19 protein-coding genes and 1 pseudogene are annotated in these 22,207 nt (G+C 71.4%); 9 read left to right on the top strand and 11 right to left on the bottom strand.

The window, feature by feature from the left end; genetic code table 11:
- Window positions 1-2: 2 nt before the first annotated feature.
- Window positions 3-812, bottom strand: a complete 810-nt coding sequence (locus LXT23_RS10015) for an ABC transporter ATP-binding protein (protein WP_253979888.1) — start codon at window positions 810-812, stop codon at window positions 3-5.
- Window positions 796-1,959: an ABC transporter substrate-binding protein gene (locus tag LXT23_RS10020; protein WP_253979889.1), complete on the bottom strand. Its 1,164-nt coding sequence runs from the start codon at window positions 1,957-1,959 to the stop codon at window positions 796-798. The genes LXT23_RS10015 and LXT23_RS10020 overlap by 17 nt, the downstream gene beginning before the upstream one ends.
- Window positions 1,960-2,452: 493 nt before the next feature.
- Here LXT23_RS10020 and LXT23_RS10025 point away from each other — a divergent pair, with 493 nt between their 5' ends.
- The gene (locus tag LXT23_RS10025) at window positions 2,453-6,526 is read left to right on the top strand and encodes a protein kinase domain-containing protein (RefSeq protein ID WP_253979890.1); all 4,074 of its coding nucleotides are present in this window, start codon (window positions 2,453-2,455) and stop codon (window positions 6,524-6,526) included.
- Between the two features lie 49 nt (window positions 6,527-6,575).
- Here the strand turns inward: LXT23_RS10025 and LXT23_RS10030 are convergent, their stop codons facing one another.
- A complete protein-coding gene (locus tag LXT23_RS10030) occupies window positions 6,576-7,757 on the bottom strand; it encodes a hypothetical protein (RefSeq protein ID WP_253979891.1) in 1,182 nt (393 codons plus the stop codon).
- A 223-nt stretch (window positions 7,758-7,980) separates the two neighbouring features.
- On the opposite strand from LXT23_RS10030, the gene LXT23_RS10035 reads away from it, so the two are divergent.
- The gene (locus tag LXT23_RS10035) at window positions 7,981-8,292 is read left to right on the top strand and encodes a hypothetical protein (protein WP_253979892.1); all 312 of its coding nucleotides are present in this window, start codon (window positions 7,981-7,983) and stop codon (window positions 8,290-8,292) included.
- Between the two features lie 45 nt (window positions 8,293-8,337).
- On the opposite strand, the gene LXT23_RS10040 is transcribed toward LXT23_RS10035, so the two are convergent.
- The 5 genes from LXT23_RS10040 to LXT23_RS10060 form a co-directional block, all read right to left on the bottom strand.
- On the bottom strand, window positions 8,338-9,600 hold the full coding sequence (locus LXT23_RS10040; protein WP_253979893.1) for a hydroxymethylglutaryl-CoA synthase family protein: 1,263 nt from the start codon (window positions 9,598-9,600) through the stop codon (window positions 8,338-8,340).
- A 61-nt stretch (window positions 9,601-9,661) separates the two neighbouring features.
- Window positions 9,662-10,699, bottom strand: coding sequence for an alcohol dehydrogenase catalytic domain-containing protein (locus LXT23_RS10045; RefSeq protein ID WP_253979894.1), 1,038 nt, complete (start codon window positions 10,697-10,699; stop codon window positions 9,662-9,664).
- A 42-nt stretch (window positions 10,700-10,741) separates the two neighbouring features.
- Window positions 10,742-11,482, bottom strand: a complete 741-nt coding sequence (locus tag LXT23_RS10050; protein WP_253979895.1) for a CoA-transferase subunit beta — start codon at window positions 11,480-11,482, stop codon at window positions 10,742-10,744.
- A complete protein-coding gene (locus LXT23_RS10055; protein WP_253979896.1) occupies window positions 11,479-12,276 on the bottom strand; it encodes a CoA transferase subunit A in 798 nt (265 codons plus the stop codon). Before LXT23_RS10055 ends, LXT23_RS10050 begins: the two co-directional genes overlap by 4 nt.
- Entirely contained in the window at window positions 12,273-12,980 is a 708-nt protein-coding gene (locus tag LXT23_RS10060; RefSeq protein ID WP_253979897.1) for a TetR/AcrR family transcriptional regulator, read from the bottom strand. The genes LXT23_RS10055 and LXT23_RS10060 overlap by 4 nt, the downstream gene beginning before the upstream one ends.
- A 252-nt stretch (window positions 12,981-13,232) precedes the next feature.
- On the opposite strand from LXT23_RS10060, the gene LXT23_RS10065 reads away from it, so the two are divergent.
- The 7 genes and pseudogenes from LXT23_RS10065 to LXT23_RS10095 all read left to right on the top strand — a co-directional run bounded on the left by LXT23_RS10065 (window position 13,233) and on the right by LXT23_RS10095 (window position 20,240).
- Window positions 13,233-14,084, top strand: coding sequence for a GC-type dockerin domain-anchored protein (locus tag LXT23_RS10065; protein WP_253979898.1), 852 nt, complete (start codon window positions 13,233-13,235; stop codon window positions 14,082-14,084).
- Window positions 14,085-14,415: 331 nt separating this feature from the next.
- Window positions 14,416-16,527: a two-component system sensor histidine kinase NtrB gene (locus LXT23_RS10070; RefSeq protein ID WP_253979899.1), complete on the top strand. Its 2,112-nt coding sequence runs from the start codon at window positions 14,416-14,418 to the stop codon at window positions 16,525-16,527.
- Complete coding sequence (locus LXT23_RS10075) at window positions 16,517-17,875, top strand: sigma-54-dependent transcriptional regulator (RefSeq protein ID WP_253979900.1); 1,359 nt, start codon at window positions 16,517-16,519, stop codon at window positions 17,873-17,875. The genes LXT23_RS10070 and LXT23_RS10075 overlap by 11 nt, the downstream gene beginning before the upstream one ends.
- 110 nt (window positions 17,876-17,985) lie before the next feature.
- On the top strand, window positions 17,986-18,396 hold the full coding sequence (locus tag LXT23_RS10080; RefSeq protein ID WP_253979901.1) for a DNA-binding response regulator: 411 nt from the start codon (window positions 17,986-17,988) through the stop codon (window positions 18,394-18,396).
- Window positions 18,393-18,893 (top strand): DUF6232 family protein, encoded by a 501-nt coding sequence (locus LXT23_RS10085; protein ID WP_253979902.1) that lies wholly within the window; start codon window positions 18,393-18,395, stop codon window positions 18,891-18,893. The genes LXT23_RS10080 and LXT23_RS10085 overlap by 4 nt, the downstream gene beginning before the upstream one ends.
- A gap of 11 nt (window positions 18,894-18,904) precedes the next feature.
- A pseudogene (locus tag LXT23_RS10090) lies at window positions 18,905-19,098 on the top strand (Na+/H+ antiporter NhaA); the annotation flags it as partial.
- A 176-nt stretch (window positions 19,099-19,274) separates the two neighbouring features.
- Entirely contained in the window at window positions 19,275-20,240 is a 966-nt protein-coding gene (locus LXT23_RS10095) for a ribokinase (protein ID WP_253979903.1), read from the top strand.
- 118 nt (window positions 20,241-20,358) lie between these two features.
- On the opposite strand, the gene LXT23_RS10100 is transcribed toward LXT23_RS10095, so the two are convergent.
- Genes LXT23_RS10100 through LXT23_RS10110 form a run of 3 tightly spaced genes read right to left on the bottom strand, consistent with a single transcriptional unit; the run spans window position 20,359 to window position 22,164 of the window.
- Window positions 20,359-21,366 carry a sulfotransferase family protein gene (locus tag LXT23_RS10100; protein ID WP_253979904.1) on the bottom strand — a complete coding sequence of 336 codons (1,008 nt, stop codon included), beginning with the start codon at window positions 21,364-21,366 and terminating at the stop codon, window positions 20,359-20,361.
- Window positions 21,363-21,569, bottom strand: coding sequence for a Nif11-like leader peptide family natural product precursor (locus LXT23_RS10105; RefSeq protein ID WP_253979905.1), 207 nt, complete (start codon window positions 21,567-21,569; stop codon window positions 21,363-21,365). Before LXT23_RS10105 ends, LXT23_RS10100 begins: the two co-directional genes overlap by 4 nt.
- On the bottom strand, window positions 21,559-22,164 hold the full coding sequence (locus tag LXT23_RS10110; RefSeq protein WP_253979906.1) for an aspartyl/asparaginyl beta-hydroxylase domain-containing protein: 606 nt from the start codon (window positions 22,162-22,164) through the stop codon (window positions 21,559-21,561). Before LXT23_RS10110 ends, LXT23_RS10105 begins: the two co-directional genes overlap by 11 nt.
- Window positions 22,165-22,207: the final 43 nt, after the last annotated feature.

Below are 22,207 nucleotides of genomic sequence, written 5' to 3' on the forward strand. Positions count from 1 at the left end.
CCTCACGACAGCCAGCGCCGCTTGCGGCGGTACCGTTTCAGCTCGTGGTAGCCACGCTGCCCTTCACGTCCGAAGCCCAGGTAGAACTCCTGGACGTCGGGGTCCTCGCGCAGCGTGTCCGCCGGGCCGTCCAGCACGACCTTGCCCGTCTCCAGCACGTACCCGTAGCGGGCCAGCTTCAGCGCCACCATGGCGTTCTGTTCGACGAGGAGCACGGAGACGCCCTCGGCGCTGACGCGCTGGATGAGCTCCGACACCTCGCCCACGGCCTTCGGGGACAGGCCCAGGAAGGGCTCGTCCAGCAGCAGCATCTTCGGGCGCCGCATCAGCCCCCGGCAGATGGCCAGCAGCTGCTGCTCGCCGCCGGACAGGTAGCCGGCCTTCTGCCGCCGCCGCTCCTTGAGCACCGGGAAGCGCGTGAAGGCGGACTCCACCAGCTCCGCGCGCGCCTGGGCGCCCATGCCGAACCCGCCCGCGAGCAGGTTCTCCTCCACGGACAGCTCGTTGAGGATGCGGCGGCCCTCGAGGATCTGCACCACGCCCTCGCGCACCCTGCCGTCCGCGGGCAGGGGCAGCAGGTCCTTGCCGGACAGCTCTATCTTCCCCTTGGTGATGGTGCCGTCGTGCAGCTCCAGCAGGCCGCTGATGGCGCGCAGCGCGGTCGACTTGCCGGCGCCGTTGGGGCCCAGCAGGGCGACCACACCCTGCTGGGGGACCTCCAGCGTGACGCCGCGGAGGGCGCGGACGACCGAGTGGTAGACGACCTGGAGGTTCTGCACCCGCAGCAGCGGCGGGCTACTTGTTGCCGACATCGGCGGCCTTCGCGGGAGAGCCCCCCAGCGCCTTCGGCGGCGCGAAGCCGGAGACGACGCTCCAGCTTCCGTTGGCCAGGTCCGGCTTCAGGATGCGGACGCTGACCGACGTCTCGTAGGGGAACTTGGACAGGTCCACCGGCTCCGCGGCCATGCCGCCCGCGCTGGTGCGGCTGATGGCCTTGAGGGCCTTGAGGTAGCCGGCGCGGGTGACGTCCTTGGACTCGAGGGCGTTCTTGAGCGCCTCCACCTGGACGCGGCCCTGGATGTACGAGGACAGCGTGTAGAAGTCCTTCGGCACGTCAGCGTGCTGCGCGTGGAGCGACAGGAAGTCCTTCATGCCCGGGACGTCGTCGCCCCAGTAGGTGAGGCCCGTCACCCAGTAGTAGTTGGTGAAGACGGGGGGAGGGATGACCTTCGGGTCGAAGAAGCGGTCCACCCAGGTGGCCGTCTGGCCGAGCCAGGTGGGCATGAACTTGAGCTGGGCGGCCGTGCCCAGGATGGGGCCCGACGCGCTGGGCAGCACCGTGAGGAGCACGTAGTTGGCGCCCGACTGCTTCAGCGCGGTGACGACGGCGGCGAAGTCCTTCTGGCCCGGGGCGACCGTCTCGCGCGCGACGATGGTGACGCCGTGGAACTTCGCGGCCTCGCTCCAGCCGTCCACGCCGTCCTTCCCGTAGTCATCCCCCTGCGAGACGATGGCCGCCTTCACCTTGTCCGCGCCGCCCGCGTGCTCCACGGCGAAGTCCATGGCGCGCATGGCCTCCAGCTTGTAGGAGGCGCCGATGGGCGGCGTGTACTGGTTGCGCGCCATCTCCGAGGACTGCGAGGCCGGGAAGGCCACCACGCCGTCCGCCGCCAGCTTGTCGCGCAGCGGTAGCGTGTTGGGCGTGCCGAAGCTGGTGCCCAGGAAGAGGATCTGCTCCTGGATGTCGCTGTACGCCTGGACGGCATTCTGCGGGTTGTAGGCGTGGTCCCGCTCGACGAGCTCGAGTTTCCAGCCATCCGGTAGCAATCCGCTGTTGCCAGCATTTACCTGCCGGACGAGGAGGCGCTTCCCGGCGGCGAAAGGCTTGCCAATGGCGGCACCGGGCCCGCTCTCGTCGTTGAGCGTGCCGATGTAGACGACCTTCTTCTCCAGGTCCACGCCCTTGTCTGTCTTGATGTCCGAGACAGGCTTGGCTTGCGATTGCGCGCCATCTGACTTCGGCGCAGCTGATTCTTCCTTCTTGCACGCCGTGAAACCGAGAGCCGCCGTCAGGAGTCCGACTACAAGCCGTCGCATGCACCCTCCCTGTCAGATTCGCTGCGCACATTAGCCACAGTCGCAAGAAAATCAAAAGCAATCAGCCGCCAATTCGATGGCTGTGTTTCGCAGTGCGGAACGCGCTGGTGAGTGCTTTGACTGTGTTTCGCAAGGCGGAATGTCGAGGGTGATGACACGCTGCGTAAGGCCATTCCGCCGATATCTGCGAGGCATTGGGGGCGGGAGCCGCGGGTTTGACGCAACGCGGTGACTGCTGTCCGGGAAGGTGTCGCGTCACATCCAGGCGTCCCCGGCTCCATCTCCATCCAAAGGACTGGTGGGAAGCGGAATGCGCGAGGACGTCTATCAGGAGGGCAGGTCGGAGGGGCTCCCCATGCTCGGTCGTGAGCCTTCCCGCGAGGATTCGGACTTCGACGACTCCCTCTTGAGGGAGCTGCGCTGGGAGGCGCCGCCGGCCTGGTTCCCGGTCCCCGGGGAGTCGCTCGGGGGAGCAGACGGGCGCAGGTATCAGGTCCTCGACTGGTTGGGCGGCGGGGGAATGGGGCAGGTCTTCCGCGCCCGGGACGAGACGCTGCAGCGTGAGGTGGCGCTCAAGTTCCTCCTGTCGCACCAGGGCTTCGACGCGGAGGTGCTGAGGGAGGCGCGCGCGATTGCCCGGCTGGACCACGACAACATCGTCCGCATCTTCGATGTGTCCGAGTGGATGGGCTCACCGGAGCTGCCCCAGGTGCCCTTCCTGGTCATGGAGTGTCTGGAGGGCGAGTCGCTCGCCGCGTTGTTGAAGCGGGGCCGCCTGGACGCACGGCGCGCGCTGGAGATTCTCGATGGCATCGCCGCGGGGCTCGCCCATGCGCACGAGCGCCACCTCATCCACCGCGACCTGAAGCCCAGCAATGTCTTCCTCACCCCGACGGGTGTGGTGAAGCTGCTGGACTTCGGCCTGTCGCACCTGGGCGCTCCGGGCGTGCCGCAGCTGTCCACGGGAGGGACACCGGCGTACATGGCTCCCGAGCAGTGGCGGGGCGAGACGCAGGACGCGCGCACCGATGTATGGGCGGCGGGCCTGGTGTTGTACGAGATGCTCACCGGAGTGGTGCAGTGTTCGGAGCCCACGTTGTCAGCGCTGCGGACGCGGGTGATGTCCGCGGAGCCCATGCCCCCGGTGCGCGTTTGCAACCCGGAGGTGCCGCCGGAAGTGGAGATGCTCCTGGCGACCGCATTGGCGAAGGACCCGGTGCGGCGCTTCCCGTCGGCGGTGGAGCTCCGGCGCGAGGTGCGCGAGCTGCGAGCGCGCCTGGCCAGGCCCGGAGCGGAGGAGACGGGGCCCCTGTCCAGGCAGCGCCGGCAGTTGGTGCTCCTCTCCTGTCAGCTCACGGGCTTCGCCGACCTCGCGCGGCGGCTGGATGCCGAGGACCTGGGGGAGCTCGAGACGGCCTTCCACCAGGGCTGTGTGGAGGCACTCCAGCGCTACGGAGGCAGCGTCAACATGTACATGGGCGGCGAGGTGTACGCCTGCTTCGGCTGCCGCCAGGTGCGGGAGGATGACGCGGAGCGGGCGGCACGTGCCGCGCTGTCCCTGGCGCGCGAGCTGCCGGAACTCCTCCAGAGGAGGCTGACGCACCTGTCCCTCTCCGGGCTGGGCACGAGGGTGGGCCTCCACACGGACCGCATCGTCCTGGACACACGCGCGCTCCATGGCGAGGCCCCGAGGGTGGTCTCCTGGATTGCGCGCCAGGCCGCGCCGGGAGAGGTGCTCACGGGGGAGACGACCTGGAAGCAGGTGCGCGGGGCCTTCGAGACAGAGGACCTCGGTGCTCGTGACTTCTCGGGCATCGCGGGGACGGCAAGCCTGTCCCTCCACCGCGTGCTGCGCGAGCGGGAGGCCCGGGTCCGCTTCGAGCGGACGCTCGTGGCGGGCGGTCTCACGCCGCTGGTGGGGCGGGAGCAGGCGCTGCAACGACTGCTGGCGCTCTGGGAGGCGGCCCGGGACGGTCGGGGGGCGTTCGTCCTGGTGCGCGGCGAGGCGGGCATCGGCAAGTCCCGCCTCATCCAGGAGCTGCATGAGCGCGTGCCCCCGGAGACGGCCATCCGGGTGCGGCTCCAGTGCTGGTCCCAGTTCAGTGCCATTGGCCAGCACCCTGCCGCCGAGCTGCTCCAGCGCCTGCTCGGCTTCGCCCCGGAGGACTCACCGCAGCGGCAGTTGGAGCAACTGGAGGCCTGGCTGGACACGGTCGGAATGCCTGGGATGGACGCGCAACTGCTGGGCCTGCTCCTGGGGTTGCCCGTTCCCAAGGGCGCCCCGGTCTTCCAGCTCACATGCGAGCGGTGGCGGGAGCTGACGCATGTGGCCCTGGTGGAGCTGCTCCTGCGCCTCGCCCGACAGCGCCCCATGCTCCTGGTCGTCGAGGATGTGCACTGGGCTGACGCCTCCTGGCTCGAGTTCCTGGGTGCCCTCGTCGAGCGCATCGAAGGAGCGGCCCTGCTCGTTGTCCTCAGCGCCCGCCCGGAGTTCCAGCGGTGTCAGCCGGCCCGTGCTCGGGTGCACGAGCTCACCCTGGAGCGCCTGCCGGCCGGGCTCGCGACGACGCTGGTGAAGCAAGTCGCCCACGGCTCGGACCTGCCAGAGGAGACGGTGCGGAAGCTGGTGGAGAAGACGGATGGGATTCCCCTCTTCATCGAGGAGATGACTCGCAGGGTCCTGGAGGGTGGGGCGGTGACGTCCATTCCCGCCACCCTGCATGACCTGCTGTTGTCGCGGTTGGACGTGCTGCCCTCGCGACAGAAGGCGCTGGCCCAGCTCTGCGCGGTGGTGGGACGGAGCTGCTGTCTGGAGTTGCTCGCGATCGTCACGGGGCGTGAGCCCGCCGACGTGCGACGAGAGCTCGCGGGGCTGATGGATGTGGGGTTGCTCCAGGAGGAGCCGGTGGAGGCGGGGGCGCCCGGGTACAGGTTCCGGCACGCGCTCTTTCAGGATGCGGCGTACCAGTCCCTGACGCGTGGCGATCGGCGGGCCCATCACCGCCGCATCGCCCAGGTGCTGGTGGAGCACTTCCCGGATGTGGTGGAGGACTGGCCCGAGGCCGTCGCGCACCACTTCTCGGAAGGGGGAGAGCCCGCGTCAGCCACCCTCTTCTGGAGCAGGGCCGGCCTACGCGCCTTCAGGCACAAGACCATTCCAGAAGCGGAAGGCCATCTGCTCCGGGCGCTGGAGCTCCTGCGCGGCTCGCCGGAGGCGCACGCAAGGCCCGAGGAAGAGCTGCCGGTGTTGGCCTTCCTGGGCTTCTCCCAGGCGTTGATTCAAGGGTTCGACTCGCCGGAGGCCGAGGGCACGGTTGCCCAGGCGTGTTCGCTGCTGCCTCGCGTCGAGGAGGAGACGTCCCAGCTCACGGTGAGCTACTCGCTCATCTTCAGTTATTACACGATCCGCGCCGACCTCTCTCGGGGCCACGAGTTGTCGGTGGAGGTGATGCGCCATGGCGAGCGCCACGAGGATCCGGCGCTGCTCTCCCGGAGTCATCAGATGCAGGCGTTCGTCCGTACCTACTGGGGACGTCCGCGGGCTGCCGTGGAATCGAGTGAGCGCGCGCTGGCCTTCGCTCGTCCGAACATCGCCCGGCATGGGGGGCAGGTGCCCCAAGAGGACAAGCGTCTATGGGTGGAGGCGCTGGCCCATTCCAGCCTGGCCCATTCGGCTCTGGGCCGGTTGGAGCGGGCCCGGGAGCACGGCCGGGAGGCGGTGCTGCTGGCCCGGCGCATGGGCGAGCCCGCCACGCAGATCATGTCGACGACCCTCACGGCCCTGGCCAGCTTGATGCGTGGGGATGTCCGGGAAGCGCTGAGCTGTACGGACGAGGTCATCGCCATCTCCAGCGAGCAAAGCCATTGGCTGTGGCCCGACTGGGCCCGAGTCATCCGCGGCTGGGCGCTGGCCGAGCTGGGACAGTCGCAGGAGGCCCTGGCGCTCGTGTCACGTCAGTTGGAGCGACTGAGAGCACGCGGGGTCCAATGCTCATGGACCCTCGACCTGGCGGTGCTCGCGGGGATTCACCTGAAGCTGGGGCAGGTCGGTCATGGGGTGAGGGAGGTGAACGAGGCGCTTGGCCAGGCGGAGAAGACGGGAGAGCGGTGCTTCGAGTCCGAGCTGCGCCGCCTGTTGGCGGAGTTGCTGCGCGCCAGGGGCCAGGAGCGCGAAGCACGCAGTGCGTTCTTCCTCGCCATCGCCGTCGCGCGCGCACAGGGGATGCTCCTCTTCGAGCTGCGCGCGATGGTGGGGCTGACGCGGCTGCTGCGAGACATGGGGCATCCGGAGGCTGCCCGGAATCCCCTGGCGCGCGTCCTCGCCCGGTTCGACGCGGGCGAGGACTCGGCCGATCTCCGGGAGGCACGGGCGCTGGTGGCCCAGCTCAGTGCAGATGACGCCCTCGGGGCCCGCGCCGAGCCACGATGAGCTCACGCGCTGTTCGTACAGACTGGCCAGCCTCGCGCGCCCGGGTCCGCTACAGCAGCGAGCAGAGCCCGCCGGAGCCGGTGTGCGGAGGACAGTCGGTGCCCTGGCAGTAGGCCGTGCCGGAGTCGACGGCCGGGTTGCCCAGCAGCGCGGGGACGCTGACCTTGCATGTCCCGATGGCGCTGTTCCCCGCCGCATCGCTCACCGCGTACGTGAGGGTATAGACACGGCCATTGCCCAGCAGCGCGGCCTCCGCGCGCACGCGGACGGACTTCCCATCCGCGCTGAGCCGGATGTCATCACAGGCCAGCACCCGCAGGAGGGAGAGGGCGTCATCCGTCTCGTCGGAGGTGACGCGGAGGAACGTCCCGAACTGCTGCACGTCCAGCGTGCCGCCGCAGTTGTCGCTGGCGGGCAGGGCGCAGTCGCTCAGGTTGACCTGGACGTAGCCGGAGCTGGCGGAGGGGGCGAGGACACGGTCCTTGCGGGCACCGGGCACCGGGGCCGTGGTGTCCACCACGGTGACGTGGGCCGTGCAGGTGCTGGAGGCCTCGCCATCCGACACGGCGAGCTGCACGGGCGTGGTGCCGGCCGGGTAGGGGCCCTGGGGGCTCTGGGCGACGGTGAGCGGGCCGGGGCCCTGGTCCGGGTCGAACGAGCCCTGGTCGATGGTGGCGCTGCCCTGGCACAGGTCGTCCGCGACGACGGTGACGTCCTGGCAGCGGGCCACGGGAGGCTGGTTCAGCTCACCCGGGTCGGTCACGCACGGGGCAGGCAGCGTGAGGGATGCGGTGTTGTTGACCTCGTCGTCCTCTGGATAGAACCGGTCATCGTCCGCGACGACGAAGACCTGCGTGGTGCCCTCCGGCACGGTGAGCGTGCGCTGGAAGGGATAGGCCTCGGCGCCGTAGAGCCAGGGGACCTCCACGCTGGTCAGCAGGGTGCCGCCCGTGGCGGGCTCACCTGCGTAGATGCCCGCGCGGGACGCGGCGATGCCCGTGAGGCCATGGTTCTTCACGGCCGCGGAGAGGCTCAGCGTGGTGGCCTGGCAGGAGCCGCTCAGGTCCACCGCAGCGAGGTCCAGGCCGGTGGGCGGCGGTGCCAGCGACTCACGCCGGGTGCGAAGTGCCCCATCGCCACCCCGTGAATCGGACTCCAGGGCGAGGCCACCATCGCAGCCTCCGAGGGTGAGCATCACTGCCACTGCGGGGACACTGTGACTCCAGGACATGGTTTCTCGCTCCTGTCATGCCGTTCGGCATGCAGCGGGGTACCCGCCTTCTTGGCGGCTCAGGGGAGCAGTGGATCGTGCCCGCGAGAAAGGGGACCGCGCCGTGAATGGAGCGTCATGGCCGTCTACCCCCTGCCCGTGGGCAGGGCGCCTACCTGCCTGCTCAGGAGACGCGCGTCGGCGCCGCGCGGACGGTGCGCCAGGCAATGCCTAGCGTGTTCCCATGTCCCGGCTCTTGTTCTCCCGGCGCGCCGAGCGTCAGCTCCGGCGGCTTCCGGGCGAGGTGCGAATCCACCTCGAAACCCATCTGGAGAACCTGGCGCTCCTGATGGGGAGCACCGTGCCGCTGAAGCACCTCCTGTCCCGCCTGGAGCGGACGGAGGAGGGCTTCGTGACGACCGTGGAGGGCATCGACGTTTCATTCGCCCTCGACACGGTGCTTCGGGTCCTCCTGGTCCACTGCATCCTGCCCGCCCCCGGGGCCGAGCCTGCCGCCGGGGTGCGGGGCCGCCAGGACTCCCTGCCTGCGTCGTAGCAGGGAGTCGTGCCCTTCCGGGCCCTGGCGTCTTTCAGCGGCCGGTCAGGCCGCGCCGCCTTCCGCGTACAGCCGCTTGTGGTCCCGAATCTCCGTGAGCCGGAACGCGCCCGGAGCCGGGGCCACGGGCTCGGGAGCATCGGGAGCCAGCTTCATCAGCCGCTCGTACTCCTCCACGGAGACGCGCTCGCGCTTCGCAAGCACGGATTCCAGGTCCGCCTTCGCCATGCGCTCGGCGGCCTTCTCCCCGACGAGGCCGGAGTAGAACTCCGCCATGCAGCCGCTGCCGTATGACAGCAGGCCGATGCGCTGCCCCGCGAGCTGCGCGCCCTCGCGCTGGAGCAGGCCCGCCAGCGCCAGGTACAGCGACGCCGTGTACACGTTGCCGATGCGTGCGTTCAGCCCCAGCGACGTGGCCACCTGCGCGTCGTAGCTCGCGGAGGACTTCGCCACCTCCTCGCGGGCCTCCGGCGTCCCGGGCCCCGGGCCCACCGCGTCCTCCAAATCACACAGCCGCAGCTGCGTGTGCGCCTTGCGCGCCATCTTGCAGAAGGGCACGTGGTAGGCGATTCGCGCCAGCTGCTCGCCGGGCATCGTGCCCGACCAGCGCACCAGCCCGTGCGCCAGCGCCTTCTCGCGCCAGCCCCGGTACGCGCCCGACAGCGCCTCGAGGTAGCAGTTGATGGAGTAGTGCCCGTCCACCAGCGCCTCCCGGCGGCCCACCGGCCTCCAGAAGTCGTACACGTCCATCGTGCACGTGCCGTTGAGGCCCACGTCCATCGCCAGCAGGTCCGGCTGCTCCGAGACGAGCAGCGCCACCGCGCCGCCGCCCTGGGTGGGCTCGCCCGCCGTGTTCAGCCCGTAGCGCGCGATGTCCGAGCAGATGACGACAGCCACCTTTCCCGCGCCCGCGCCCGAGGCAATCCACTCCGCCGCCGCCATCAGGCCAGCCGTGCCGCCGTAGCACGCGTGCTGCGTGTCGTACGTGCGCATGGTGCGCGGCAGCTTCAGGAGCCCCTGGACGTGCGAGGCGACCGGCTTCGAGTGGTCGATGCCCGTCTCCGTGCCCACCACCAGCATGCCGATGCGCGAGGGGTCCACGTCCTGCTGGCGCAAGAGCCGCGCCGCCGCCGAGGCCGCCAGGGCCACGGTGTCCTCGCCTGGGTCCGTGACGGCCATCTCCTTCGCACCCAGGCCCGCAGTGAACTTCGCAGGGTCCACCCCGCGCGCCCGCGCCAGGTCCTCGATGTCCACGTACCGGGAAGGCACCGCCACCGCCAACGCTTCGATTCCAACGCGCTTCTTCATCGCACTCCTCGATTCCTCAGGCTCGTTCTCGAATCCCAGACACCCGCGCCCCCGCCCGCGCTCACGCCTCGGGCGGCACCAGCACCAGCCGGCCCGCCACCTCGCGGTTCTCCAGCCGGAAGTGCGCCCGCGCCGCCTCCGCCAGCGGCACCTTGTCCGTGACGAACTGCCGCACCCCGCCCGTGGCCGTCAGCCGCAGCGCCTCGTCCAGCTCCTGCTGCGTCGTGGCGTACGCGCCGAGAATCTCCAGCTCCTTCACGATGACCAGGCCCGGGTTGAGCTGCACCAGCCCGGACTCGAGGTTGCCCACCACCACCACGCGGCCGCCCGGCGCCATGGACTTCATCGTCTGGTCGAACGTGGCGCTGCCGACGATCTCCACCGCCACATCCACGCCCGCGCCCTTCGTCCGCTTGCGCACCTCCGCCGCGAAGTCCAGCCCGCGCGAGAGGATGACCTCGTCCGCGCCGGCGTCCTTCAGCGCCTGCACCTTGGCCTCGCCGGACGTCACCGCGATGACGCGCGCCCCGTCCAGCTTCGCCAGCTGCACCGAGGACAGGCCCACGCCGCCGCTGGCGCCGGTGATGAGCACCGTCTCGCCCGCGCGGACCTTCGCCCGGGTGCGCACCGTGTGCACCGCAGTGCCCGTGGTGCAGCACACCGTCGCGGCCTCCTCCCAGGGCAGCGACGCGGGCACCCGACCCAGCCCTGCCACCGGGGCCACCATGAACTGCGAGTAGCCGCCGGGCAGCTCCTCACCGAAGAAGCGGTTGTCGTTCTTGCAGAGGCTGTTGCGCCCGACCTTGCACAGCGCGCACTCGCCGCACGACAGGCGCTGCAGCGTGGCCGCGCGGTCGCCCGTCTTCCACCCCGGCGTCTCCGGGCCCACCTCCACCACCTCGCCCGCCGCCTCGTGGCCGAGGATGGCCGGCACGCTGGTGCGGGGCAGGTTGCCCCGGCGGTTGATGACGTCGTGGTAGCAGACGCCGCACGCGTGGACCTTCAGCAGCACCTCGCCGCGGCCCGGCCGGGGCACGGGGACGTTCTCCATCTTGAGGTTGCCCGCTTCACCAAAGCTGCGCAGAACGACAGCCTTCATCTCCATGCCTCCGTGCTTCCCAGAAGTCTTCGTGTGGATGTGTCAGGTGCCGACGAGCTGGTCGCGGTAGCCGCGCGAGTCGATGGCCCGGATGGCGGCCACCGTGCGTGCGTCGGGCAGCGAGGTGACGGGAAGTGACTCCGCCACCGAGAACTCGAAGCCGGTGCGCTCGGAGATGGACTCCTCCGTGGCCCACGGGTGGCGAGCCAGCAGGCGGGCGCCGGCCGCGCCCAGCTCGAAGACGCCCAGGTCGGAGATGAGCGTCACCGGCCGGCGGGGGTCTCTCGTGGTTGCGACCTGGACTTCAGGCACCAGGTTGCGGCGGGACTGCCGGGGCACCAGCAGCACCGGCCGCCGCACCCACTGCCGCAGCGTGGCCGCGCCCGCCACGCCGGGGAACTTCGTGCGCGGCCTGTCCAGGCTGCCGCTCGCCGTCATGTTGGTGCAGCCGGCGCCGTCCACCTCGGCCGCGCCGAAGAAGACGGTGTCCACCCGTCCGCGCCGCGCATGGTCGAAGAGGTCCGGAATGGTGATTTCCGCCGAGCGCCCATCCAGGTAGCCCAGGTCCTCGGAGGAGGGGAGCAGCGTGGAGATGTCCGGGTCCAGCGAGCCCACGCAGGCCAGGTACGTCAGGCCCGGCGCATGCGTGGCCCGCGCCACGGCGATGGCGAGGATGGCCAGCGGCGACGCCACGCCCGTGGCCACCACGGCGCCGTCTTCAATCTGCCGGGCCAGGAGGGAGACGACCGTCTCCGCCGGCGTCACGTCGAGCGCCGCGCTCATGCCGCCCTCCGCGCCACCAGCGACGAGAGGAACTCCGCCTCGCGGCCCGTCTCGGCGAGCTGCAGGTAGCGCGCGAGCATCGCGTCGTCATGCGGGTACAGCCCGGTGCAGCCCGTGGGCAGCGCGCCGCCCGGGGCCAGCACGATGCGGTCCACCTGGAAGCCCGGCACCGTGGCGCGAGGCAGCCGCGTCACGCGCTCCTCCACCGTGGCGATGACGCGCCTGGCGGCGCCCGCCACCAGCAGGTCCGTCGTCGGGTCCTCGATGTACAGGTTGCCGCGCTCGTCCGCGGCGCGCGCGTGGATGAGCGCCACGTCCGGGTAGAAGGCCGGCTCCACCGCCACGCTCTGGCCGGTGAACGGGTCCACCACCATGCGCGGCGGCTCCGCCTCTGCCAGCCCGGACACGTCCGCGTCCGGCGCGGGGATGAAGGGCAGCCCCATGGACGCCGCGCGCAGCCGCTGCACCACGCGGTAGCCGTCGTGCTCGCGCCAGGACAGCGTGCCCTGCTCCATGGCCCGCTTGAGGCAGGGCATGGGCCGCACCTTGCCCTCCAGGCTGAGCGCGCCGAACGCAAGCTCCACGCGGTCCAGACAGCCCCCCGCGACGAGGAGCTCGGCGGGCAGCGGGTTGGGCAACGAGATGAGGCCGAGCTTCCGCTTGCCCTGGGCGATGAGCTCCATCACCAGCGCCATGGGCGCGCGGCCGAGCATGAAGCCCCCGGTGGCCAGGAACGTCCCATCTGGGATGGAGGCCACCGCCTCCTCCAGCGAGCACCAGCGCGCCGTCTTCATGGCTTCTCCGTCGGGCCGGAGCCGGAGCTGGAGTCGTCCGTGCCGGTGGCGGAAGGGGAGCGCGGAACGACGCGCAGCGAGGACGTGCCCGGCTGGCCCTCCACGGCGGCGGCGACGATGGGCGGGAAGAGCAGGTCCACCATGCCGTCGGCGATCTGCTCGTCGGTGAGCCGCCCGTCCGGCTTGAACCACTTGTAGACCCACAGCACCATGCCCAGGAACGAGAACGCGCCGATGGTCGGGTCCACCGGGCGCACGCGCCCCTGCGCCGACGCCTGCGCGAAGGCCTCCTCCAGGAAGTCGACGTACTTCTTCTTCCGGGCGTCGATGAACGCGCGCGCCTCACCGGTCAGCGTGGCGTGCTCGTGGAGGATGATGATGACCTCCTTGCTCCACCCCCGCGTCACCAGCAGGATGTTGTGGCGCATGCACGCGCGCAGCCGCTCCACCGGGTCCGCGATGTCCTGCACGCGCGAGAGCACCTGCTCCTCGAACAGGTCCATCCCGTAGTTCATGATGGCGAAGAGCAGCTGCTCCTTGTTCTGGATGTGGTGGTAGAGCCCCGCCTTCGTCATGCGGCACGCGGCGGCGATCTCCTGCATCGACGTGCCTTCGTAGCCGCGCTCGCAGATGAGCCGCGCCGCCGTCTCCAGGATGGCCTTGTAGCGCTCACCCTCATCCGGCTTCCGTCCGCTCGGCGTCACGTGTGGTCCTTCCGTAAGGCTGTAAAATTCCTGGATGCAATTGCCTACCGACCGGTAGGTAACACGTGGCGACGCGGGCAGTCAATCCTTGCGGTGTGGGGGCCTGGGACACCGGGTCCTGATTTTCAAGGACTTTCAAGGAGTTACGGAAGCTTGCCGGGCGAGGGGCTTCGTCACGGGGTTGGCAGGGAGCGTGTCGGGCAGGGGGCCTATCGTCCGCCGCTCACCCCGACATGCAGCACGGAGGAGTCCATGCGTCACATCCCCCTGTGGGCCGGTGCCATCCCCCTGTTCGCGGCCGCGTCCGCCCATGCGCAGTTCCTCACGCCCGTCGAGGGAAGCCGCTCGGTGGGCGCGACGATTTCCGCCACCGATACGGGGACGAACATCGTCGACGAGGACACCCATCGGACGTACGGCTTCGAGGACTTCACGGACAGCATCGTCCTGAACGCCAACACCCATCCGCAGTACGACGACACGCACAGCCACGTGGAGGCGAGTGGCTCCGGCACGCAGACGTCGGCCATCACCGGCTCGCGCATCACCGCGTCCGTGTCGGCCACCGCCGAGGGCAGCTCGCAGACCTCCACCGCGCGGGGCTACGCGACGGGCAATGCGGACTTCTACCTGACGTTCCGCATCAACCGCCTCGTGCGCTTCGTGGCGGCGGGTGACGCGACGGCCGACTCGGATGCGAGCGCTGCCGGCCGGGTCTTCGGCGGCTCCGCGTCGCTGGTGCACATCGCCAACCTGGACACCGGCGTCCCCGCCATCTCCATCGACATCGGCAACTCGGACACGGACTCGGTGCGCCGCCGGGGCTGGCTGAACGCGGGGCCGTACACGCTGCAGGGTGACGTGTCCGCGCTGGTGGACGCGCGGAGCAACGTCGCCGGCACGGCCTCCGCGACGTGGGTGCTGGACTTCCAGCTCTTCTGCCCGGCCGACTACGACGCGAACGGCACGGTGGGTGCCGCGGACCGCGATGCGTTCCTCAATGCCTGGAACGCGGGCCACCTGAACGCGGACGTGAACGGCAGCGGCACCGTGGACAGCACCGACCGCACCACGTTCCTCATCGCCTACGGCGCGGGCTGCTGAGCCTCCCGGAGCAGGCCCTTTCAGGGGGCCTCTCCGCCCGGGTGTCCCGGTACAGGGCAGGCCGCCCGGCGGGCCGCCACCGTGCCTGCTCGCGGTGGCGGCCCGGATGCCAGCGCCGAGGTCCGGTCGGTGGCCCATCACTCCAGGCTGGGCATGCCGCCAGGTCCCGCAGGCGACCTGCGCAGGTCTGCTCGGCTCTGGGGCACATCACTCCAGGCCGGGCCTCCCGCTCCGCCGTGCAGGCGACCTGCCCTGGGCTGCTCGGAGATGTCGCGGGGCACCTCGGGATACCGCCCCGGGCCCGGCGTGAGTCGGTAGACTCGCCGGCCCCATGCGGTACGCACTCCTCCCCATCCTGCTGTTGTGCGCCGCGCTCACCAGCGTGGGCATGGGCGTGCTGACGCTGTTGGAGCGCAACCGCGCCGCGCTGGCCCACCAGTTCGCGGTGGAGCGGCAGGCCCAGCTGGACGAGGCCACACGCGGGGTGACGGAGGCGCTGGAGGACGTGGGAGAGGACCTGCGCTTCGCGGGCGAGCTGATGTCCCAGCCGGGCACTCCCGCCGAGCACCGGCGCGAGCTGCGGGCCCTGCTGGAGGCGGTGGGCCAGTACAAGGTCATCGTCGCGTACGACGCGGCGGGCACGGAGCGACTGCGCCTGCTGGACCGGCGCTCCGGCCGTCAGGTGTCTCGCGGCGCCGTCCTGCCGCAGATGGCGGAGGCCGCCCGGCGCTCGCTCCAGCGTGTGCCCGGTGACATCACCACCTCGCCGCCGCTGGGCGAGTCCCAGGCCTGGCTTCGCGTCATGGCCACCGCGCTGCCCGTGGTCAAGGACCGGCCGGCCGGCGCCGTGGCGGTGCTGGTGGACACCGAGTCCTTCTTCGCCCCGCTGCGCATCGTCACGTCGGACCCGGAGGCCCGCCTGCTCCTGGTGGGCTCGCACGGGCAGGTGACCTCCGCGAGTGATGCCACGCTGGCGGACTGGCACCGCCGGCTGGAGACGGACGCGGCGCTCGTACCCGGCTTCGCGTCCCTGGCGGAGCGGATGAAGCAGGGGCTGCGGGGCTCCATTCCGATCCGGGAGGAGGAGGCCGAGCGGCTGGGACTTGGAAAGGCCGAGGCCGTCGCCGTCTTCACGCCCATCCGCGTCCGGGGCGGCAGCCACTGGTCCGCGGCGACGCTGGTGTCCACCGCCACGCTCCGCTCGCACGAGCAGGGGCTCATCTGGCGGCTGTCGGGTGCGGCCCTGCTGGTGGCGCTCTTCCTGGTGACGTTCGCCGTGTACGTGGTGGTGGCCCAGCGCCGCAAGGCGGCCCTGCGCGAGAGCCGCCGCCACGCGCACCAGCTCGCCCACCTGCACGACAAGACGCAGAAGATCCTCGACCACATCCCCGCCGGCGTGCTCGCCCTCACCGAGGACGGTCGCATCAGCGCCGTCAACCAAGTGCTCCGTGCCCGCATGCCGGCGAGCGCCGTCGGAGCGCCCCTGGCCGCCGCCTTCCCCCAGGCGCCTGAGCCCGTGGTGGCCAGGCTGCGCGCGCTGGTGGAGGCCGCCACCAGCGAGTCGCTGACGCGCAGCCTGCTGGGCGAGCCCCTGGCCCTCTTCGGCGAGGAAGGCCGCTTCAACCTCCACGCCGTGCCGCTGGAGGCGCGCGAGCCGGACGTGCGCACGCTGCTCGTCGTGGAGGACCTGAGCAACGTGCGCGCCCTGGAGACGCAGCTGCTGCGCGCGGAGAAGCTGGCCACCGTGGGCGTGCTCGCCGCGGGCATCGCCCACGAGATTGGCACCCCGCTGGGCGTGGTGCGCGGGCGGGCGGAGTACGTGCTCGGCAAGCTGGGCCAGGGCCACCCGCAGGGTGCGGGCGTGGCGGTCATCATCGAGCAGATAGACCGGGTGAGCCGCACGCTGCGGCAGCTGCTGGACTTCTCGCGCCTGCAGCCCACGGCGGTGCGGCCGGTGGCGCTGGGGCCCATCGCCCGCGACGTGTACGAGCTGCTGCGCCTGGAGGCCGAGCGCCGCCGCGTGTCCCTGGAGCTGGACGTGCCGGACACGCTGCCGCCCGTGGCCGCGGACCCGGACCAGCTGCAGCAGGTCCTGGTGAACCTGGCGCTCAACGCGTGTGACGCCTGCGGAGACGGGGGCCGGGTGCGGCTGTCGGCCTCGGCGTCGGATGGCGCCGCCGCGGGCACGTGGGGGCTGGTGTCCGTCACCGTGCGCGACAACGGCTGCGGCATTCCGAAGGAGAGCCTGAACCAGGTGTTCGACCCGTTCTTCACCACGAAGAAGCGGGGGCAGGGCACGGGGCTGGGGCTGACGATGGTGGCGCACGTCGTGCGCAACCATGGCGGACGGTTGGAGCTGGAGAGCGAGCCGGGGCAGGGGACGTGCGTCACCGTGCTGTGGCCCGCCGCCACCCCGGCCGTCGAGGAGAGACATGCCAGCTGAGGGACGCATCCTGGTCGTCGACGACCATGTGGAGATGGGGCGCATGCTGCGCGACCCGCTCACGGACGAGGGCTACACGGTGGACCTGGCCACGGGCGGCGAGGAGGCCATCCGCCTGGTGCGCACGCGCCTGTACGACGCGGTGCTGAGCGACCTGCGCATGGAGAAGGTGGACGGGCTGGACGTGCTGGAGGCGGTGCACGGGGTGGACCCGGAGATGCCCGTGCTGCTGATGACGGCCTTCGGCGGCGTGGAGAGCGCCGTGGAGGCGATGAAGCGCGGCGCCTACCACTACTTCACCAAGCCCTTCCGCCTGGACGAGGTGCTCGTCTTCCTGAAGCGGGCGCTGGTGGAGCGCCGCCTGCGCGCGGAGAACCGCGCCCTGCGCCAGGCCGCGGCCGAGCGCGGCAGCCTGGGCGCGCTGGTGGGCCGCAGCGCCCCCATGCGGACGCTGTATGACTTCATCGAGCGGGTGGCGCACTCCGGCGCGGCGGTGCTGGTGCGCGGCGAGAGCGGCAGCGGCAAGGAGCTGGTGGCGCGGGCGCTCCACTTCGAGGGGCCGCGCGCCGCCGGGCCCTTCGTGGCGGTCAACTGCACGGCGCTGCCGCACCACCTGCTGGAGAGCGAGCTGTTCGGCCACGTGAAGGGCGCCTTCACCGGGGCCACCTCGGCGCGGCGGGGACTGTTCGTGGAGGCGGACAAGGGGACGCTCTTCCTCGACGAGATTGGCGACATGCCCATGGAGCTGCAGGCCCGCCTGCTGCGCGTGCTGGAGGATGGTGAGGTGCGCGCGGTGGGCGCCGACGCCAGCCGCACCGTGGACGTGCGCATCGTCGCCGCCACGCACCAGGACCTGGAGGCCCGCGTGCGCGAGGGCCGCTTCCGCGCGGACCTTTTCTACCGCCTCAACGTCGTCACCCTGCGCCTGCCCACCCTGCGCGAGCGTCGCGAGGACATCCCGATGCTGGTGGAGCACTTCATCACCCGCGCCCGCGCGCGCAACCCGCGCTCACGCCTGCAGGCCCTGTCACCCGACGCCGTGGCCGCGCTGGCCGCCATGCCCTGGCCGGGCAACGTGCGCGAGCTGGAGAACCTGGTGGCGCGGCTGGTGGTGCTGGCACCGGGAGAGACGGCGGGCCTGGAGGATCTCCGCCCACACCTGCCGCCCGAGACGCCTGAGTCCCAGCCGCTGGCGCTGGCCCAGCAGGAGCTGTGGTCGCTGCGCCGGCTGGAGGCGGAGTACATCGCGTGGATGGTGGGGCGCTGTGGGGGCAACAAGACGCGCGCCGCGGAGCTGCTCGGCATCGACGTCTCCACCATCCACCGCCGGGAGCGCGAGCGGGGGTAGGGCACCGTGGCATTCCGCCACGCCGGTGTGGCGCGATGCCATGGCGCGCGGCCAGGGGGCCACATCCCCCGGGGCGGGGGCCGGGCATGGGCATTGCTTGAGCTCAAAGCGTGTCGCCCGCGCACACAGCCCGTGCCCTCCTGCTGGGAGGGGACGCGTCGCTCACCTCGCTCCTCTCGGACGTGCTGGGGGAGCTGGGCATCGCCCTGGACCTGGGTGTGCCCGACGGGGGCCAGCCCGACTTCACGCTGGTCCACGTGGAGCGGGGCGAAGGCATCCTCCGGCTGCTGGGGGAGGCGCGGGCGCTGACGGGCGATGGGCCCCTCATCGTGCTGGTGCCTTTCGCCGATGAGCGGCTGGTGCAGCTGGCGCTGAAGCTGGGCGCGCGGGACTGCTTCGCGCTGGGCCAGCCGCTCGCCGAGCTGAGCCGGGTGCTGTGCGCTCACGTTCCGGGCCTGCGGGCCCTCTCTTCCAGAACTTCCGGCGGGGCCGTGCCGCCGTCCCCAGGAGACGAGTCATGATGGAGCGTCTGGCTGTTCCGCTGTTGCCCTCGCTCTTCCCGTTCCCCCGACACGCGAAGGCCGCACCCGCGAGCCCGGGCGAGGTGCAGCTCCTCCAGGAAGGTGGCGTGCTCGTCACGTCCGAGCGGGTGGTGGCCCGTGGCCGCACGCAGGCCCTGGCGGAGGTGCTGAGTGTGGAGACCGTCCGCCGCTCGCCCCGGATGAAGCCGGTGCTCCTCGCGCTGGTGCTGGGCGTGACGGTGGGGCTGCCCGCGCTCTCGGCGCTCTCCGTCTCGGGGACGGGGCCGAGGGGGCTCTATGAAGGAGCGCTGGTCCTGGCCGCGCTGACCGTCTTCGGCTCCATCGCCCGGCTCGTGCTGGCGGAGGACTCGTACCAGCTCGTGCTGAACACGCGGGGAGGCGCCTGGCGCGTGCTCTCCCGCCGTGAACCCCAGCACCTCACCCGCGTGGCGGAGCTGCTCCAGGAGGCGGTGGCCACAGCCAGGAGAAGGCGTTGACGTCGAGGACGCTCTACGGCGTCAGTGTGGTGGCGGGCATCGGCTTCACCGTGGCGCTCTTCATCGCCGGGCTCGCGTTCCCGAGCCGCGCCTGCTGGACGCGGCGAAGGTGGGCATCCTCCTGGGGTCGCTCCTGTCCGGAGTGAAGGGCTTCGTGATGCTGCGACTGACGGCGCCTGTGGCTCAGGAGGAAGCCAGGACCTGAGCTTCGGAGGGGAGAGGCGAGGAGGCCCCTGTCCCGTCCGCTGGAGCCGGAGCGACGGGGGCTGCCCTCCGGGGCTCGCGCTGATGCCGTGCGTACGTTGAGGGCTGTCGCATGCCCTCGTGGCGTCCGGCCGTGGCGGGTCCCGGGAGCGCGGTGGGCTGGAGGGAGGTGGCCTCATGGCTTCTGACGTGCGGGCCGACATCGTCGTGGTCGGTGGAATCAACACGGACTTCCTCGTCCAGGGCTCTCGCCTCCCTGGACCTGGAGAGCATGCGGAGGGGCATCTCTTCCTGGAAGGGCTCGGAGGGAAGGGGGCCAACGGGGCCGTGGGGGCGGCGCGGCTGGGCGCCCGTGTAGCGCTGGTCGGGCGCGTGGGCATGGACGCGCGCGGGCGCGCGCTGCTGGAACAGCTCGAGGGCGAGGGCGTGGACACCGGGGCCGTGGTGAGAGACCCCGGCGCCACCACCGGCGTGTCCCTGGAGATGGTGGACGAGGAGGGCGGGACGCAGAGCCTCGGGGCGCCGGGCGCCAACCGGCGGCTGACGCGCGACGATGTGCTGCGGGCGGAGGAGCGCATCTCCCTGGCGCGCGTGCTGCTCGTCCAGCTGGAGGTGCCGCTGGAGGCGGTGAGCGCCGCGGTCCATATCGCCCGTGCGGCGGGCTTGCGTGTGGTGCTGGACCCGGCACCCGCACGAGAGCTGTCGGAGGACCTGCTGGAGGCCGTGCATGTCATCCGCCCCAACGCGGACGAGGCCCGGGTGCTGACAGGCGTGGACGTCGTCGACCGGACCTCGGCACGGCGCGCGGCGGAGAACCTGCTGCGGCGCGGAGTGGGCGCGGCGGTGGTGGCCGCTCCGGGTGGCAGCCTCGTCCTGTCCTCCGAGGGTGAGCTGTGGCTGCCCGACAGGCGGGTGGAGCTGGCGGACACCACGGGCGCGGGGGATGCCTTCTCGGCGGCGCTCGCCGTCGCGTTCTCGGAGGGGAAGACGCTGGCGGAGGCGGCGCGCTTCGCTCACGAGGCGTCCGCGCTGGCGACGATGCGGCTGGGCGCCTTCGGGGGGCTGCCCACCCGCGACCAGGTGGAGTCCCGCCTCGCCCGGCTCGGTCCCGTGGCGCTGTCTCCCGACGGGGCCCGGATGTGAGCCGCATGAAGGCGTCCGGCGTTGTACGCGTCCCGAAGTGCTCGGCCTTCCGCGCAGCTGGGACGGGGCGCATCCCGCGCTCGCTGCCCCTTCCTGAAAGGAAGCCGTGCGGCGTCTCCTACCGCGCGGTGCCCGAGCCGAGGCGCTCTGCCTCCAAGGCAGCGTAGACGGGGCGGAGGAAGCGCTCCGCCATCTCGCGTGAGCGCTCGGAGACCCGGCGGGCCTTGTCCTCGGTGTCATCCGCGAAGGGCACCACGGGGTTCTTCGCATCGCGCTCCGCCGCTTCGCGCACGCGCCCGGTGTCCTCCGCTGTCAGCTCCACCCCGAAGAGGTCCGTGAGGAGCGCCGTGCCCTCTGTCTGGAGCTGGCGGTAGTCCAGCAGTCGCGCCGGTGCCTGCCGCTCCCGGTAGCCCCGCAGCCCGGCCTCGCAGATGCGGGCGAGGACGCGCGCGCCGTACTCCTCCAGGGGCATTCCCTCCAGCGACTCGCGCTCCACGCCGAGCCGCGTGGGCTCCAGCAGCCCCGGCAGCATGTGCGCACCGCGGTGGTTCTGGTGCGACGCCATGACCTCCACCGGATCCCGGTAGAGGAAGAGCCACGGCACGCCCGGGAATGCCCGCTGCAGCAGCGGCAGCTCCAGCGTGTGCCACGCGTCCAGCTTGAGGAAGACGGCCTCCTCCTCGGCATGTCGCCGCTGGCCGAGCGCCCCCACCACCGCTCGCAGCCACTCGATGCGCTGCGCCTCCGTGATGTCCGGCCTGCGCAGGTGGGACCGCAGCACCGTGTCCACCGGGCCGGCCTCGGACAGGACGATGTGGCGCGGGAGCGCCGCGAGGAGCTGCGCCACCAGCGTGGAGCCGCAGCGGGACATGTGGAAGACGAGCCCCCGCACCGGCAGCCCCGGCCTCACAGCGTGCCGCGCCACCAGCTCCTCCATCGAGGTCTGGTGACGGAAGAGCAGGGCGAAGGGATGACGGAGGCGGCGCTCCAGCGTCTGGTCGAAGAACGGGTCCGTGAAGCGCCGCGCTCCCAGGTGGCACCAGTCCACGCGCAGGCCGTCCGCGTCCTCGTGGATGCGAGCGGGCCCCCAGCCCTCCAGGCGCGTGGCGTCGGTCAGCACCGTCATATCCAGCGCTCGTTCCACTCGCGACGGGCGGAGCGGATGGCCTCCCGGATGTCCACCTCGGTGAAGTGGCAGCCGCGCTCGGCGCCCAGCTTCCGCGCCAGCGCGATGAAGGCCGGCACCTCCGCCGTCGCCTCGAGGGCCACCTGCAGTGCCCTGTCCTCCAGGACGAGCCGGCGAAAGCGCTCGAAGTCGTCAGGCGGCATTCGCGCCCTCCCGGCCTCGCTGGGAGATGGCGTCGGCGAAGACGGCGCGCAGCCAGTCATCCACCACGCAGTCCAGCACCAGGTGGACGCGGTCCGTGTCGCTGGGGTTCTCCACCCGGTGGGGAAGGTTGAAGTCCAGGTACCAGCACTCGCCCGGCTGGAGCACCACGCGCTGGCCCGCGAGGAAGAAGGCCAGGTCCGGGTGGGTGACGATGGGGATGTGCAGCCGCACCTCGCCGTCGTCGAAGCCCAGGTTGTAGTCGGTGTGCTCGCGGATGCGCGCGCCCGCGGCCAGCTTCAGCAGCCGCGCGGAGCCGATGGGGCATTGGAATGCGGCCAGCGCGGCGCGAAACGCCGGGCACCGTGAGAGCAGCGGCGTGTCCGCGTAGCTCTCCCTCCCGGTAGGGTCGGGGTAGATGCGCCCTTCCATGCCGCCGATGGAGCGCAGCGGGACGCCGCTCCAGTCGCCCTCGTAGTAGCCCTTGTTGAAGTGGGGCACCCAGGTGCCGGGCGGCAGGCTCGCGAGGTCCGCCTGGAGCCCCGCCACGTCGAAGCGGAAGGGCAGGCGGAGGCGGTCGGGCACCGATGACGACATGGAGGCTCCCCTTCCGCGGCACGTGCGGAGGCTGCCTCCTTCA

The organism is Pyxidicoccus xibeiensis (assembly GCF_024198175.1).
In the GTDB taxonomy this organism is placed as follows: domain Bacteria; phylum Myxococcota; class Myxococcia; order Myxococcales; family Myxococcaceae; genus Myxococcus; species Myxococcus xibeiensis.

Bases quoted from the DNA above. Each gene is read 5' to 3' on its own strand.
- LXT23_RS10110 (WP_253979906.1), bottom strand. From the start codon at position 22,164: ATGTCGTCATCGGTGCCCGACCGCCTCCGCCTGCCCTTCCGCTTCGAC.
- LXT23_RS10045 (WP_253979894.1), bottom strand. From the start codon at position 10,699: ATGAAGGCTGTCGTTCTGCGCAGCTTTGGTGAAGCGGGCAACCTCAAG.
- LXT23_RS10030 (WP_253979891.1), bottom strand. From the start codon at position 7,757: ATGTCCTGGAGTCACAGTGTCCCCGCAGTGGCAGTGATGCTCACCCTC.
- LXT23_RS10095 (WP_253979903.1), top strand. From the start codon at position 19,275: ATGGCTTCTGACGTGCGGGCCGACATCGTCGTGGTCGGTGGAATCAAC.
- LXT23_RS10025 (WP_253979890.1), top strand. From the start codon at position 2,453: ATGCTCGGTCGTGAGCCTTCCCGCGAGGATTCGGACTTCGACGACTCC.
- LXT23_RS10035 (WP_253979892.1), top strand. From the start codon at position 7,981: ATGTCCCGGCTCTTGTTCTCCCGGCGCGCCGAGCGTCAGCTCCGGCGG.
- LXT23_RS10105 (WP_253979905.1), bottom strand. From the start codon at position 21,569: ATGCCGCCTGACGACTTCGAGCGCTTTCGCCGGCTCGTCCTGGAGGAC.
- LXT23_RS10100 (WP_253979904.1), bottom strand. From the start codon at position 21,366: ATGACGGTGCTGACCGACGCCACGCGCCTGGAGGGCTGGGGGCCCGCT.
- LXT23_RS10070 (WP_253979899.1), top strand. From the start codon at position 14,416: ATGCGGTACGCACTCCTCCCCATCCTGCTGTTGTGCGCCGCGCTCACC.
- LXT23_RS10085 (WP_253979902.1), top strand. From the start codon at position 18,393: ATGATGGAGCGTCTGGCTGTTCCGCTGTTGCCCTCGCTCTTCCCGTTC.
- LXT23_RS10015 (WP_253979888.1), bottom strand. From the start codon at position 812: ATGTCGGCAACAAGTAGCCCGCCGCTGCTGCGGGTGCAGAACCTCCAG.
- LXT23_RS10075 (WP_253979900.1), top strand. From the start codon at position 16,517: ATGCCAGCTGAGGGACGCATCCTGGTCGTCGACGACCATGTGGAGATG.
- LXT23_RS10055 (WP_253979896.1), bottom strand. From the start codon at position 12,276: ATGAAGACGGCGCGCTGGTGCTCGCTGGAGGAGGCGGTGGCCTCCATC.
- LXT23_RS10050 (WP_253979895.1), bottom strand. From the start codon at position 11,482: ATGAGCGCGGCGCTCGACGTGACGCCGGCGGAGACGGTCGTCTCCCTC.
- LXT23_RS10065 (WP_253979898.1), top strand. From the start codon at position 13,233: ATGCGTCACATCCCCCTGTGGGCCGGTGCCATCCCCCTGTTCGCGGCC.
- LXT23_RS10040 (WP_253979893.1), bottom strand. From the start codon at position 9,600: ATGAAGAAGCGCGTTGGAATCGAAGCGTTGGCGGTGGCGGTGCCTTCC.